Annotated in this window: 11 protein-coding genes; 8 read left to right on the forward strand and 3 right to left on the reverse strand. The window is 41.6% G+C overall.

Annotated elements, in window-relative coordinates; genetic code table 11:
• Positions 1-111: 111 nt before the first annotated feature.
• On the reverse strand, positions 112-1,800 hold the full coding sequence (locus tag KJS58_RS09935; RefSeq protein ID WP_249717128.1) for an RICIN domain-containing protein: 1,689 nt from the start codon (positions 1,798-1,800) through the stop codon (positions 112-114).
• A 389-nt stretch (positions 1,801-2,189) separates the two neighbouring features.
• On the opposite strand from KJS58_RS09935, the gene KJS58_RS09940 reads away from it, so the two are divergent.
• Positions 2,190-3,470, forward strand: coding sequence for an SGNH/GDSL hydrolase family protein (locus tag KJS58_RS09940; protein WP_213532379.1), 1,281 nt, complete (start codon positions 2,190-2,192; stop codon positions 3,468-3,470).
• Between the two features lie 55 nt (positions 3,471-3,525).
• The gene (locus KJS58_RS09945; protein ID WP_213532380.1) at positions 3,526-4,314 is read left to right on the forward strand and encodes an AAC(3) family N-acetyltransferase; all 789 of its coding nucleotides are present in this window, start codon (positions 3,526-3,528) and stop codon (positions 4,312-4,314) included.
• A gap of 120 nt (positions 4,315-4,434) precedes the next feature.
• Here KJS58_RS09945 and KJS58_RS09950 read toward each other — a convergent pair whose 3' ends face one another.
• Complete coding sequence (locus KJS58_RS09950; protein WP_213532381.1) at positions 4,435-4,974, reverse strand: hypothetical protein; 540 nt, start codon at positions 4,972-4,974, stop codon at positions 4,435-4,437.
• A gap of 478 nt (positions 4,975-5,452) precedes the next feature.
• Positions 5,453-6,238, reverse strand: coding sequence for a glucose-1-dehydrogenase (locus KJS58_RS09955; RefSeq protein WP_213532382.1), 786 nt, complete (start codon positions 6,236-6,238; stop codon positions 5,453-5,455).
• Between the two features lie 263 nt (positions 6,239-6,501).
• Here KJS58_RS09955 and glpX point away from each other — a divergent pair, with 263 nt between their 5' ends.
• From glpX to cntE, 6 genes are all read left to right on the forward strand, one after another.
• Positions 6,502-7,608, forward strand: a complete 1,107-nt coding sequence (gene glpX / locus KJS58_RS09960) for a class II fructose-bisphosphatase (protein WP_249717130.1) — start codon at positions 6,502-6,504, stop codon at positions 7,606-7,608.
• A 184-nt stretch (positions 7,609-7,792) separates the two neighbouring features.
• Positions 7,793-8,320, forward strand: a complete 528-nt coding sequence (locus tag KJS58_RS09965) for a hypothetical protein (RefSeq protein ID WP_213532383.1) — start codon at positions 7,793-7,795, stop codon at positions 8,318-8,320.
• Positions 8,321-8,356: 36 nt separating this feature from the next.
• The gene (locus KJS58_RS09970; RefSeq protein ID WP_213532384.1) at positions 8,357-8,590 is read left to right on the forward strand and encodes a hypothetical protein; all 234 of its coding nucleotides are present in this window, start codon (positions 8,357-8,359) and stop codon (positions 8,588-8,590) included.
• A 276-nt stretch (positions 8,591-8,866) separates the two neighbouring features.
• The gene (locus KJS58_RS09975; protein WP_213532385.1) at positions 8,867-10,267 is read left to right on the forward strand and encodes an outer membrane protein assembly factor BamB; all 1,401 of its coding nucleotides are present in this window, start codon (positions 8,867-8,869) and stop codon (positions 10,265-10,267) included.
• A 277-nt stretch (positions 10,268-10,544) separates the two neighbouring features.
• Positions 10,545-13,361, forward strand: coding sequence for a glycoside hydrolase family 2 TIM barrel-domain containing protein (locus KJS58_RS09980; RefSeq protein ID WP_213532386.1), 2,817 nt, complete (start codon positions 10,545-10,547; stop codon positions 13,359-13,361).
• Positions 13,362-13,670: 309 nt separating this feature from the next.
• A complete protein-coding gene (gene cntE / locus KJS58_RS09985; protein ID WP_249717132.1) occupies positions 13,671-14,897 on the forward strand; it encodes a staphylopine family metallophore export MFS transporter CntE in 1,227 nt (408 codons plus the stop codon).
• Positions 14,898-15,041: the final 144 nt, after the last annotated feature.

Raw genomic sequence — 15,041 nt, forward strand, 5'->3', positions numbered from 1 at the left:
GCCTATTAGGTAAAATAGAAAAATAACCGGAACTGAGTTCAGTTCTGGTTATTTTCTTTATATTTATTTCCGTTTTCCATTGTGTGAACTTTACAATTCAATCCTTTCCTCTTAATCTATTTTGATTAATTGCCATTGTTGATTAAGATTGCCGCGATAAAGATTTTGCTGTAACTTTGCTCCGTCAGCCGTTGAGGACCCAACTACCTCTACAGCTTTATTGCTATTCATATTAAGGATGCTCCAATAACCGCTGCTTAGCTTAATTAATCTGAACTGTTGCGCGGTATTGCCCAAGTCCTCCCATAACTGAATCGCTTCCCCGTTGTTTTTCGTTCCATTTCGTACATCCATGACTTTATTATCGGATGAACTTACACTTCCGAGTTTGTAATAGTTATTGTAAGTGCCCAGGTCCTGAACCACCCAGCGCTGAGCTGTTGCATTATTATCAGGCCACTGCTGAAGCTGTAGTCCATTTGTATTCTGACCTCCTGGCACGTCAATGGCTTTACCGGAAGCTCGATTCACTAGTTTATAAGTGTTTCCGGATGTAATTCCGTTCCAGATCCCATTCCAAGGGTTCATCTGCGCACGCTCATAATACCATTCGAAAATGAAGCGGGCCATGCCATCCCGAGAAGGATTTCCGTCATACAATAAACCGGCCGTTGGGTCCGCAAAAGTACTTCTTGGGCCTGTGCCAAGCAAAAATCCGTTCATATGAACCGCAATACTCACATTTCCTGCAGTCGTGAAGATCGCTTTTGTATTTTTGCCAAAACCTTCATTTGAACCATTAAATAGCTCCCAATAGGAAGAGTCTCCAGGAAGTGTTTTGAACCACGTTGTCTCTGTAATGTTAATAGGATATTTATCAGCACAAGGCTTGATATTGGTATCCCATTGCTGCTGTAAGGTTGTATAGTCATCTTTGGCACCGTAGCCTGGATACCAATGGACAGAATAGCCGATGTTGTTCAGCGGATCCGTTAGCGGGTGAGATGCACACAGCTGATAGTACTGATCCCAGCCTAATCCTGCCGCCCATATCACATTATCTGCACCTTTGCTTCGAATTGTCGAGATCATAGAATTTTGAAAGTCATTAAGTGCGCCCCAGTGTGCTACAAAATCAGATTGGCTGGGATGACCTCCCCATTTTCCGTTAGCATAAGACAGAACGGGTTCATTAACGAGTTCAAACATCACGTTATCTGCGCTCTTAATCTTCGGCTCAGAGGCGAGGTAGCCCCAGATTTGATTGAATTTATCGAGATTTGCTTGCGTGGTTGCTTGATTGTCTTTCAGTGTGAAATCGAGTCCAATCGTTACATAAACGCCTCTAGTCTTGGCATATTCGATATAAGGAATAAGGACATTTTGCGTAAATGCTTGTGCACCAGCAAAATTGTATGTGCCTGCTGCAACATCGCCCATATCTTCTCTGTCGATAAATAGGCGAACCTGATTCATATACCATCCATGGCTGTTCCCATATTTCGGAGAAGTGTCGGTAAACGTATTCGTAATATCCTTTAAATAGTCCAAAATCGCCGCATGGCGGTTACCGCCGTTACGATCTAAATAGTAATTACTAGCCTGGTAAGTCCAGTATGAGCCCCCTGGTTGATGCCATCCATTTAATAAAACCGCTTGGCCACTGCTGTTTACCAGCTGGTTTCCACTAACATGAAGCTTTGGTGCAGACACACCTTCCCATGCATTTGCCGCTTGTCCGTTCAGCAATAACGGGATCATAAGGGTTACCACGAGCAGGCATTTTACTGTCCAGATCATTCTTCTCCTCTGCATTAATCAGTCAACTCCTTCATGATTTTTGCGATCCTCAGTAAGTGTGACTTTGGCTGCTTAGTATGAGTAAGATCACCTCCATTCTGTGATTATCCAGTGAGGACATTTTGGGATACAAAGCAACTAGATAATCAAATGTTGTATGCGTTTACAAAAGGAGTGTACAATCATGCAAGAGGAGACAACAACCTGTCTAATTATTGATGTGTGGTAGATTCATTTCATCATTCAAACCATTATTGACAGGTAGATGTAACTGAACATAAGAGCTACAATGATGCGATGAACGTATAAACCGGGCACACTAAAAAACCTTTATGATTACTTAGAAGCGAAGCTCCCTAATAAAGAGGCACACGAAAGGATGATGATTCATGTTTAACCCTGCACCGGGATCGATGAATGAAGCTCAGGGTCCGACAGCACCGCGCGATCCGCATCAAGTTCCTCCATCTTTGAATGAGCCTGCGATTGATTTCGAATCACAAGCCTATCGTAATATGATAGATAAGTCGCTTTTATCCAAAGGCAATACTTACAGATTGAAAAAGGCGATTGATAAAGCGAAACGTGGTGAGCCTGTCACGGTAGCTTTTATTGGGGGTTCAATTACTCACGGAGCGGGGGCAGAACCGCTTCATCTAAATTGTTATGCTTACCGGTCATATGATCTATTTAAGCGTATGTTCGCTGGAGAAGATGGGAGTTCCATTCGCTTGATCAAAGCAGGAGTGGGTGGTACACCCTCAGAGCTGGGGATCGTACGTTATGAACGTGATGTTCTCCGAGATGGTTCGGTCCATCCGGATATCGTAATCATAGAGTTTGCTGTTAACGATGCTGACGATGAGACAAAAGGGAATTGTTACGAGAGTCTTGTGCTCAAAGCACTTGGTGAAGAGAACAAGCCGGCGGTCATCTTATTGTTCAGCGTGTTTGAGAGCGATTGGAATCTTCAAGATCGGCTCGCTCCTGTCGGCTGGCATTATCATCTGCCTATGGTCAGTGTGAAGGATGCCGTAGTAGATCAGTTTCAATGGACCAAGGAACAAGGAAACGTCATTTCTAAAAAGCAATTTTTCTACGATATTTATCACCCAACGAATGCTGGACATCAGATCATGAGCGATTGTCTTGGAAAGTTATTTGAAGAGGTCGACCGATCTTCCTTTGACAAAGAAGATGATGCGAATGGGAAGCCGCCACTGATCGGAAATGATTTTGTAGACATAAAACTGCTCGATCGCCTGAATGGCGACCGTATTGCTGTAATTGATGAGGGTGGTTTTGAGGAGGTAGATACTGATCTGCAACAGGCAGAGATGGATGATCATTCGCATGGCACCCCATTATTTCCTAATAATTGGATGCATACAGGCACATCAGACAAACACTATTTTAAAATGACCTTGCGAAGCAAACGGCTCATCATGGTTTTTAAAGACTCGGGAAATGAGGATTTTGGAACTGCAAGTATATGGGTCAATGGTAGACAGGTGAGGACAGCAGATCCGCATAAGGTAAATTGGACTCACTGTAATGCGATTTTATTATACGATGAACAGGAAACGGATGAGCATACGGTTGAGATTAGAATGGAAGATAACCAGGAAAATAAGCGATTTACCATTTTAGGTTTCGGTTATGTATCCTAAGTAAAGATTACCGCCTGCAAGTTTGATATAATAGCCCACAGAGAGGGGGATAAACATGTACACGGTAGAAAGTTTAATGAAACAATTAGAACAGCTGAATATTGATAGGAAAGGTACGGTGTTGATCCATTCTTCGATGAAAAGTATCGGGCCGGTCGAGGGCGGTGCGGACACAGTTTTGGATGCGTTTACAGAGTATATGAAAGACGGTCTATTGGTGCTGCCTACCCACACATGGTCTTACATAAATGGAGATAACCCTAGATTTAACGTTGAACAGTCACCTTCCTGCGTTGGAATCCTGCCTGAGCTTTTCCGTAAACGGCAAGATGTGGTGCGTTCCTTACATCCCACTCATTCGGTGGCCGCATTAGGTCAGGATGCTATTGAATTTACTAAGGACGATCATCGTTTTGATACTCCCTGTGCGAGAGGTTCTGCCTGGGGGAAATTACTCGACCGAAAAGCGACCATATTATTAGTTGGGGTCGATTTAAAACGCAATACCTTTATTCATGGAGTGGAAGAGTGGGTGGACATACCAGGCAGATTAACGGATGCCCATGAGATGCTTTACACCGTTTTACCCGATGGAACCGAAATTTCTGTACCGTCCCGCAGACATTGCGGGTTATCGTGGTCAGAGCATTTTTGGAAAGTAGATGAGGTTCTTGAAAATAACGGTGCGATGGTTAAAGGACAGCTTGGAGATGCTGTTGTCAGGGTTTGCGATGCAGCTAAGGTTGCCGACATCATCACTGAAATGCTCGAAGCAAATCCGGATTTATTCTCAGATAATAACCCCTTGGATCGTGAGTATATATTAATGAACTCCATTCGGTAACATGAAACACCTTATAATAAAGCTATAAAAGAAAACGTAAAAAGCAACCACTTTAGTAAGGTGTGGTTGCTTTTTATCTGCTCATTTAATTCTTGACTTGGTATCGCGTCGTATGAATTTTTATTGTAACGCTTCGAGTACAGCCTCAATTTCTTCAACTGTGAAATTTTCAAGCGCCATTTTCTGTAGTTTCTGTTTGTTTTCTTCGGTCAGCCCTTCAGTTGCGATTTCCTTGACATGTTTTATATCGGATACGGATACTCGGCTGACAACGAATTTTAAAGCCTCATCTTGATTTTTAAACACCGTATCCTCTTTGTCCTCTTTATCTTTTTTAGGCGAGCTCTCTACAGTGTTTTCTTTCGTACTATTTTTTGTTGTATCGTTGTTAGTATTGTTTGTTATATCTTTAATATCATCTTTATTTATATCTTTGGCTTCATTTGCTATATCTTTTAAATCGTTTGTTATATTTTTGGAGTCACCTGTTAAATATTGTTCTTTTAATTGATTAATTGCTTGTTCTACTTCCGGCTTAGCCAGTTCGGCTGATATTTGATTTGCAGCCGTATGAATTACGGTATTATATGCCCACTTTCCTCCGAAGAAAAGCACAACCAAACAAGCTAGAAGGATGATCCAAGTTTTCTTTTTACGCATAAAATCCTCTCCTTATTCAACGATCATACCACACATTTTAAGTTATATAGAAGCCCCTAATGGTCTTTGTTATCTATTGAATACTTATAATTACAAAGGTTGCAAGTAGGTGTTCTATGAAGATGGAATTTTGTTGGAGGATTAGTAATGAGCAAAAAAGAAAACAAAGCTACCTAGGAACTTGTTTTACGGGAATAGATGTTAACGGGGTTAATGGTGTCTTACAAAGATTTGATAGTATAGAAAGAGAAGCAAAAAATAATTGACGAGGAACTGATCGATAAAGATAGAGTAAAAGAGGGGTACGAATAACAACTAATCGTTATTATTCGCACCCCTCTTTTACTTTCCAACTGTTATGGGCAAATCTCACTTCTATAAAAATACTACTCGAAGGAAGATCTAGTTATATGTTATCTATTCAGTAGAGCTTTTCATGTGAATTATGTGCGCTAAGATGGAATCCATCTACGTTAACTTAACCGTTACCGCCTTGGAAGGAAGGATATTTTGTCATTCCTCCGTCAGCAAAAATGGTAGTACCGGTCACATAACTAGATTCATCTGAAGCTAACCAAGCTGCCACGGATGCAATTTCTTCTGGCTTCCCAATATAACCGATCGGTATCAGATCCTGAACAGCGGCTCTCGATTTTGGATCTGCAAACTTCACCGCATTGATGGGGGTTTCTATAGCACCTGGCGCGATATTATTGATTCGGATGCCTTTAGGTGCAAATTCTAGCGCCAGCGTTTCAGTCATTAATTTCACGCCGCCTTTGCTAGTTGCGTAATGGACAAAATGAGGCCATGGTATCTGCTCGTGAACACTGGATATATTAATGATTTTCCCTTTAATTTGATGATCCAGCATGTAACTTATCGCTTCACGGCATCCTAAGAATGTACCCGTCAGATTTACATCAATTACTTCTTTCCAATTCTCGAGTGTCATTTCTTCAGATGGAACTTCGTTCTCAATTCCCGCATTATTAACCCAAATATCAACTGACCCAAAGCTTTCATGTGCGTTTTGAATTAGTGCTTTTATATCCTCTTCTTTAGAGACGTCGCCTTTCTGACTGATCGCACGGCCTCCATTTTGGACAATTTCTTGAATGATCTCTTTCACGTTTTCTTCTTTGCTGTGATAATTAATGACTACATTTGCTTTCTCTCGGCCGAATCTTAGTGCCATTGCTTTTCCTAAACCTGTAGATGCACCTGTAATGATGACTGTTTTGCCTTCCAATTCTTTATACATAGTAACCTCCTGAAAAATTAATAAGTTTAGCTATCTAATATTATTATTAAACTATTTACATAAAAGTAAGCAGTTTAGGAATTGGATTTTAATGGTCAAGGTGTATCGTAACTTTTAAAAAATAGATAAGTAGTTAAATAAGTATGAAGAAATATTCATCCAATATTCATCCATTTAAATACAAAATAAGGAATCAATTGGTAGATTTATAATTCTACTTCTATTATCATAAGTCTCAAACGGGAGAAAGGGTGTGTAGATAAGTGGAACGTGAATTGGCGCTTGAGATCGTTAGGGTAACAGAACTTGCAGCATTGGCTTCTGCTCCTTGGATGGGCAGAGGTGATAAGAACAGTGCGGATGAGGCAGCGACTTTGGCGATGCGCGCCATGTTCGATTCTGTATCTATTAAGGGAACCGTAGTCATTGGAGAAGGTGAAATGGACGAAGCGCCCATGCTTTACATTGGCGAAGAGGTTGGGAACAATGAGGGACCTGAAGTGGACGTTGCAGTCGATCCTCTGGAAGGAACGGAAATTGTAGCGAAGGGGCTTAACAACGCACTCTCCGTTATCGCAGTTGCGAATAAAGGAAATCTGCTTCATGCGCCCGATATGTACATGGAAAAGCTCGCTGTTGGTCATGCACTCGTAGGAAAAGTGAGTATTGAGGATCCCATAGATGTGACCATTCGCAAAGCCGCTGCCGAGTTAAACAAGAATATTTCTGACCTGACCGTGATGATCTTGGATCGGGATCGTCACGAAAGTATTATTAAGACATTGCGGAAGGTGGGCGTGCGAATTAAATTTTTGAGTGACGGTGATGTAGCAGGAGCCATGGCACCCGCATTTCCCGAAGCAGGCATTGATATCTACGTAGGTTCAGGAGGAGCACCCGAGGGGGTACTTGCGGCAGCTGCGTTATCTTGCCTTGGTGGAGAAATCCAAGGAAGACTCATGCCTGCTAATGCAGATGAGTTTCAACGCTGTTTAAAGATGGGAATATCAGATCCTTATCGAGTACTTACGATGGAGGACATGATCGGTAAAGAGGATGTCATTTTTGCGGCTACAGGAGTCACGCCAGGTGAAATTCTTGGTGGGGTAAGATACCTTGCTGACGACAGAGCGGAGACACATTCGATTGTCATGAGAGTCAAAACCAAAACAATCCGCTACATACGAACACAGCATTTCCTTCCAGGAAAGGAAGTACTTCATAAGGTTAGAAAAGCACAAGCGGCAGAGGAATCGGAGGAAGCGAGTGGACTTAAGCAGCAGGCGAAAGTGCAAAAAGAGGAGAATCTCGCTGAGTCATTGAAAGAACCAGTACAAGAGCAGGTGAAAGAATCACTGAAAAAAGGCTGATGTTCATATCTGTTTGAGCATTGAGCAGAATATGCGTTTGTGGTCTTCGAACATTAGAATTCCTTCATTCTATATAAGAAGACCATAAGCGCTATTTTGGAAATAAGAACATCCCGATGGTATGATCACTCTGCTTCTACTTTTCCTGGCTTGAAGATCTGAAATTAAAAAGGTGGACTTCACTGTGAAAATGATGTGGAGAGTATATGTGTTTTTATTCATTGTCTTATTCGCGGGTTATTATTGCTGGATTCAATTGATGCATAGCAGTTTTAATCTGTTTAGTATTACCGGTATAGTACTGCCTTTTATCTTATTGATTGCGTTATATATGGTTAATCGGAAAGTAGCTAGTTGGGGCACCCATGTAGCACTAGTAATATGTGTAACTATTTTTGCGGGTGCTGTGTATCAATTATGGGTGCATGAGCAAAAATCTCATTTTACGATGGATAATTGGGTAGCTGAGCCGGAAAACCGTGTATGGATGGTAGACGACCTGTTAGCTGAATACGACTTTGTTGGTATGGATGCATTATCGTTAGAATCTATACTTGGCAAAGAAACGGAAACTGCCTATTTCCAAGCACCTAATCGGTCGGTGTATTATCTTGGCAACGAGCGTGGATTCATTTCTATTGATAGTGAGTGGCTTGTGTTTGATTTTGACGATAAAGACACAGTGATAAATGTAGAAATAATGCGTGATTAGATGCGGAATTAGATCGTGTTTATAGGAGGAAATGTAATGAAGAAAAGCATGAAGTGGATTATGTGGAGCAGCTTTATCCTTGTCATCGGCGGTATTGTATTGAATTTTTATTTGAACTATTTCACTCTCGCATATGCACTAATGGGAGTTCTTCTGTTAGTTATCTCGGGCTGGGGGGCGATCGTACAAGTGAAGAACAGTGTCAATTCCGGGATGGATCAATATAAGAGGAACACATATACTGATGATGTTGAAAGATACACCAGGTGAAAATGCCTGATGTTTACACCCAAAAGAAGAGGGAATGGAAATAATCGAGGAGAACAATGAAAATAGATATGAAATGATAAATGATACTTCTTTTAAATTTATATAATTGTTTTAGAATCTTGTATTTCTTAATACATACAATAATAAAGTCGCTGATGGCGGCTTTTTTACTTATAACTTTAATGATTTCTTGTTTTAAAACAGAGCTTTCCTTTCAAACTTTTCATCTAGAGTGTGCGTCTATAAGAAAAAGGATACGAAAGGAAGGGCTAATTCATGTTCACATCAAAAGATAAACAAGTTAGTAAACGTATTAACAGTTTAGCATTACGCCGCATCTTCATAAGTATCACAGCTGGAATCATTACGGTTCAGGGAGCAATCGGTGTTCTTCCATCCCTGGCAGTTGCTGAACCAGCAGATATTTCGATTCAAAACTGGTATAATTCTTCGGTTATTTCTGTTCCTGAACTAAAACCTACCTGGACAGCACAGGCAGACAGCTATTTTGATAAAGATGTGACCTATTCAGGTGTACGGACGATTGCGGAAGAGGGCAAAGTCTTTACGTTTGCTGGAAAAAAGCTAGTAGCCATGAATGCGAAAACAGGAAAGCGGATATGGAGTTACGGTAATCATTTAAATCCCTATATAGTTTATGACAACGGCATCATTTACGGTCTGTCAGAGGATCAGAAACCTTACGCACTAAACGCTAAAACAGGAAAATTAAAATGGAAGTCAAGCACATCCTTATTTGTTGATACGCGGGATTATATGAAAGCACTGAAAGCGGAGAAAGATACACTCTATGCAATTAATGGAAGCACAACCTTCGCATTTGATAAGACAACGGGGAATTTACGCTGGAAGACGAACGAACCGATGGCTGAAGGCAGTGGCACAGATTATCTTGAAGAGGCGGATGGGGTCATCCTCCGTACATTTTATGTACAAGGGGCTCTCACTTCCATCCAGCTGAGTGCTTTTGACAAAAAGACGGGCAAAAAGCTATGGAGCGATTTTGGCCAGGGGGAAGCTCTTCAAATTAAAGACGGTCTTGTATATTCAGTAGATTATTATTCTGATTTAATGTCTGACTTTCAGTCGTTACCTGAGCGCAAATTTATAGTAAATGCCTTTAACCTTAAGACGGGAGAATTGAAGGGTAGCCGGGAATACAAATGGAAAGTACCGGGGGAGCCACCATATGAGTATGACAAAAAAAAGATTCTTTTGAAAGAAAGCAAGCTTTACATTGAACAAGCCGATAAAGTAGCGGAATACAATTTTGATACTTATAAGGCGGATCAACAACCTTTACGGACTTTCAAACGTCCTTATGGTGAGAACTGGGAGCTCGCAGAGATTCTTCAGGAGCGGTTGGTCTATAAAAACACAACGACTGGTGAAATTACAGGTGTCAAAATGACCAATGGACAGCAGATTGGCTGGAACGGGGATGCACCCGTTGCACAGATTGATGTTTATGGAAACGGGATATACCGGGCACAGCGGAACGGTACACTACTCAGCATTAACCTGACGACAACTAGGCCCGTTTTTAGAGTGAAAACGGGGGGAGATTTGCACGAAGCAACATTAAAGACAGATGGGATGATCATTATCCAAGCTGAGGGCAAACTTATCGGGGTGAAGATACCTGCCAGCTTATAAGTAGGTTTCCTCTAAATCAGAGTTTTCTAAAATGGAGTATCCTCTTAAGAATTCTTAAGAGGGTATTTCTGTTGACATAAAAGTTTAATCAATTCTATAGAACTCTTAATGAGGGATGATTGGGCGGATCCCAACTTGTGTAATCACGGTGAACCCCCAAATAAAGTAAGCTTTATAAGAGAGATAAGTTTATAATATAGAAGGAGTTGTATAAATTGCTACCTAAATTAGAAAGCGATTACATAGATAAACTATAAACTTTAAAGGAGACAGCATTATGCTAACTAAAATGAATCTAGAGGGAAACTGGAATTTACATCTGGATGAAAAAAAGTCCGATAACGGGCTCTTAACCACATACACAGATACCATTTCCTTGCCTAATACAACATCTCATGCAAAAAAAGGCCGAAAAAATGAAACGGTTTTAGTCGGATCCTTAACTGACGAGTATTTATTTGAGGGTTACGCTTGGTTTTCAAGAGAAATTGTTATTCCGGATCACTTGGCTGGTAAACGTTGTTATCTTCATCTGGAAAGAACAAGAGTAACAACCCTCTGGATCGATGGAGCACTATGGGGGACACAAAACAGCTTGAATACGCCTCATCGTTACGAAATTGCATCAGGACTAACCGCAGGAACACACAGGATTACGATTCGGGTAGACAATACCAATTATCCAACAAAGGGTGGACACCTTACATCAGAAGATACACAGACCAACTGGAACGGGATTACTGGGAAAATGGAACTTCAATTTTTTGAACGTGTTTTTCTAAAAAATGTCCAAGTATATCCTAATCTTGCTCACCGCTCATTTGATATCAAGGCAGAACTTGTGGGTGACTGTCAGGATATCCGTGTCGTCGTCTCGTCTCAAACCCTAAATACGAGTCACGTTCATACGCCAAAAGAGCAGATATTCCTTGCCAATTCCAATGATCTGCATGTTACATATCAGCTGGGTGAAGACGCACTGTTATGGAGTGACGATGAACCTAATGTGTACAAACTCCATATTTGTTTACAAGATTCGAGTGGGAAGACTCTCGATTCGGAAGAAGTTATAACAGGGTTACGAGAATTTAAAGCGGAAGGTGACAAGTTTTCAATCAATGGTCATAAAACATTCCTTCGCGGTAAGCATGATGGATTGATCTTTCCGCTTACCGGTTATGCACCAACAGACGTCGATGAATGGATTCGTATTCTTGGCATCTCTAAATCCTATGGGATTAATCATTACCGTTTTCATACCTGTTGTCCTCCCGAAGCTGCATTTATCGCTGCGGACCTTCTCGGAATTTATATGGAACCGGAGCTTCCGTTTTGGGGAACGATCACTGATGAATCCTCTGATTCACATAATAAAGCTGAGCAGGACTACTTGATTAGTGAGGGATATGCAATGCTGCAGGCTTTTGGCAACCATCCTTCGTTTGTAATGATGTCTATGGGGAATGAACTGTGGGGAAGTAAAGATAAACTGAATTCGATATTAAAAGCTTATAAAGAGTATGACAGCCGTCATTTATATACAGAAGGATCCAATAACTTTCAGTTTGCTCCAGACATTCTAACGGAAAGTGAATTTTTTTGCGGCGTGCGATTTTCCAAAGACCGCTTGTTCAGAGGCTCGTATGCGATGTGTGATGCCCCTCTTGGGCATGTGCAAACAGATTTACCAAACACTTTGAAAGACTATGACTCAAATATTTTTCCAGAGCAAGACAGCACTTCGGACAATTCCGGTAAAATGGAAGGGCAAGAAATTCAGATTCAATATGGCACAGGTTCCAAAACAGTTACCGCGGATGCTGGAAGTGAGCAGCTTATTTCTCGTGTACCTGTCATTTCACATGAAATAGGTCAGTATGCTACGTTCCCTAATTTTGAGGAGATTAAGAAGTACACAGGTTCTATAAAAGCGAAGAACTTTGAGTTATTCCGCGAGCGTTTAGAAGCTAAGGGTTTGGGACATCTTGCTGCAAAGTATTTTACAGCTTCCGGTAAACTGGCTGCAGTTTGTTACAAAGAAGAACTGGAAGCAGCTTTTCGTTCTAAACACCTCGCCGGGTTCCAGTTACTTGATCTACAGGATTTCAGTGGCCAGGGAACTGCGTTAGTAGGCATACTAGATGCGTTCATGGATTCAAAGGGAATGATTACACCTGAGGAGTGGAGAACATTTTGTTCCGACGCTGTGCTTCTAGCGAGGTTCTCTAAATATAACTATGAAGCTGGGGAACTCTTCGAGGCGCGGATAGAGCTGAGCTACTTTAGGAAAAAGACTTTAGATGGATGTGACCTTAAATGGGAGCTGCTATGCGAAGGTAATAGTCTAGCGGAGGGGATTTCAAAAATACCTTCATTAAATGGTCAGCAATATATCACGATTACGGATGTTCGCATTCATATGCCAAGTGTCTCGGTCATGACAAAAGTGATCCTGCGGCTGTCTATTCCAGATACCGATATCTATAAGACCTATGAACTTTGGATTTATCCGAATGAGCTGGAAGTAGACTGGCAAGGGGTGCACCTGTTTACCGAGATTTCAGAGAAAGCCTTGGAGCTGCTTGAGCAAGGAGAAGATATCATGCTTTTCCCGTCACCTGATCACATACAGAATGCGGTTCAAGGGTTCTATTGTACTGATTTTTGGTGCTATCCGATGTTTCGCTCCATCTCAGAGAGTATGAACAAAGAGGTTCCCGTTGGAACGATGGGATTACTAATTCAAAAAGACCATCCTATATTTGAGCACTTTGCCACAGACGAATATTCGACTTATCCGTGGTGGAGTATTGTCTCCCAGTCATCGTCCATCATTCTAGATCACTTAGAAAAAGACTTGAATCCTCTGGTTCAAACCATTGATAATTTTGAACGAAACCATAAACTTGGTCTGCTGATGGAATGCCGTGTTTTGAATGGAAGAGTTCTTATGGGTGCACTTCATCATGAGCACCTGATGACTACAGTAGAGGGTAGACAGCTGCTATACAGCTTCCTTCAATATGTGAAAAGTCCAGCTTATCAGCCCGTGACCCGTCTTGAAGTAGGAGAGCTTCGGCGTTTATTTAGCTGAAACGATGATCCTCTTACAACGGAATACAACTGAAAGAATAATGTAATATATTCGAATTATTAATCCGCTGATCTCGCTATAATGATCAGCGGATTTTTTGCTTTTACAATCGAAGACGAATTTCTGGTAGTATCCTAAAATGTATATTTTATAATTATGGGACGTTCGCTGGATTTTCCTCCAATTCATTTAAGTAGTTAAATTATGCTATCCTAGCAGAAGTGATGATTGGTTTGCCATGAACGGTGAAAACCAGTCACAGTTATGTCTGTGGATTAACTGCTAGATAAAGAAAGTGGGGACAATGTTTTGAATTCTTCTGTAACTACCAATGGAAAATTAAATCCGGTATCTTTTTCTTTTATCCGGTTTTATATGTTAGCTTTTTTGTTTTTCGCTGCGAATTCGGCGCTGACTATTATTCTTCCCCTGCGGAGTGAGGCTGCTGGATTAAACCAGGCTGAAATTGGTCTGATGATGGGGGCGTACATGTTTACATGTATGCTCCTAAGACCGTTTGCGGCGGGGCTTCTAGGGAAGTATGGGCCGCTTCGTGTGATGAAATGGCTGCTATTCTTACATGCTTCAACGCTGCTATTGTTTATCGTCTCTGGGGTGGAAATGTATCTTTCGCTGCGGGCACTGCAGGGTGTGGCTACGGCATTTTTCTCCATGACGATGCAGGCAGGGATTGTAGAAAAGCTGGAGGATAAAGACCGGGCACAGGGGCTGTCGATGTACACCTTGTTTACGATGGTTCCTTCTTTGGTCATCCCTATACTTGCGATTCAAATTTGGGAAAATGCAAACAACATCTGGTTTACTGTGCTGATGATTGGACTCGCAATTTTCCCGCTTATCATTGGACACAAGGTAGATTTACCGCAGAGTACGGTCCAAAACAAATCATATACGCTGTGGGATATGGTGCGTTCATTCGGTAGTATCTGGCATAGCACGCCACTGTTAATTAGTAGTAGTGTCATGTTGTTTGCCTCGTGTGTATTTGGGGCAACCGCGACCTTTCTTCCGCTGTACATGGTATCGACCGGGGAAGCGAGTGCCGGAGTGTTTCTAACGATTCAGGGGCTCATTGTAATTCTATGCAGATTCATTCTGCGTAAAAAAATTCCCTCAGACGGCAGCTGGAATACCTGGCTAATGGCGGGTCTGCTGTTATGTGCTGCTCTGGGAACCGAGCTGCTTGCGCTGATGGAGACGATAGGAGGACTGGTTTACCTGTCCGCGGTACTCAGCGGTTTTGCCGTGGCATTTCTATACCCGACATTAACTACTTATTTGTCTTTTGTACTCCCCTCTGAATCCAGATATGTGCTTATGGGTATTTTTATGTCCTCGTATGATTTGGGCTTCTCTCTGGGCGGACTCGTAATGGGCTTGGTTGTACAGAGCAGCTCGTATTCCACGATGTTTACGATCTGCACGCTTCTTTCCGTCATTGCCTTGATCTTGGTAGTGGTTTTCAGAGAGCAGATGGAAGCAGGGAATAGGGCCCAATCAGCAGCGTCAAACTGAATAAAACTTATGTAATGAAAGTTGATTACTCATATTTACAATGATTAGCTCCCTTGAAGGCTCAAGGGGGCTAAATTTGTTTTTTTTGAGCAAGGATGTTTTTGTTACGACTTAAGTAAGGGGGGAGAAGTTGGCAGAAGGATT

It is taken from the genome of Paenibacillus sp. J45TS6, assembly GCF_018403285.1.
GTDB lineage: Bacteria > Bacillota > Bacilli > Paenibacillales > Paenibacillaceae > Paenibacillus.

Excerpts from the sequence above, each read along its gene's own strand:
- KJS58_RS09935 (WP_249717128.1), bottom strand. The coding sequence starts at position 1,800 with ATGATCTGGACAGTAAAATGCCTGCTCGTGGTAACCCTTATGATCCCG.
- KJS58_RS09940 (WP_213532379.1), top strand. The coding sequence starts at position 2,190 with ATGTTTAACCCTGCACCGGGATCGATGAATGAAGCTCAGGGTCCGACA.
- KJS58_RS09945 (WP_213532380.1), top strand. The coding sequence starts at position 3,526 with ATGTACACGGTAGAAAGTTTAATGAAACAATTAGAACAGCTGAATATT.
- KJS58_RS09950 (WP_213532381.1), bottom strand. The coding sequence starts at position 4,974 with ATGCGTAAAAAGAAAACTTGGATCATCCTTCTAGCTTGTTTGGTTGTG.
- KJS58_RS09955 (WP_213532382.1), bottom strand. The coding sequence starts at position 6,238 with ATGTATAAAGAATTGGAAGGCAAAACAGTCATCATTACAGGTGCATCT.
- KJS58_RS09970 (WP_213532384.1), top strand. The coding sequence starts at position 8,357 with ATGAAGAAAAGCATGAAGTGGATTATGTGGAGCAGCTTTATCCTTGTC.
- KJS58_RS09975 (WP_213532385.1), top strand. The coding sequence starts at position 8,867 with ATGTTCACATCAAAAGATAAACAAGTTAGTAAACGTATTAACAGTTTA.
- KJS58_RS09980 (WP_213532386.1), top strand. The coding sequence starts at position 10,545 with ATGCTAACTAAAATGAATCTAGAGGGAAACTGGAATTTACATCTGGAT.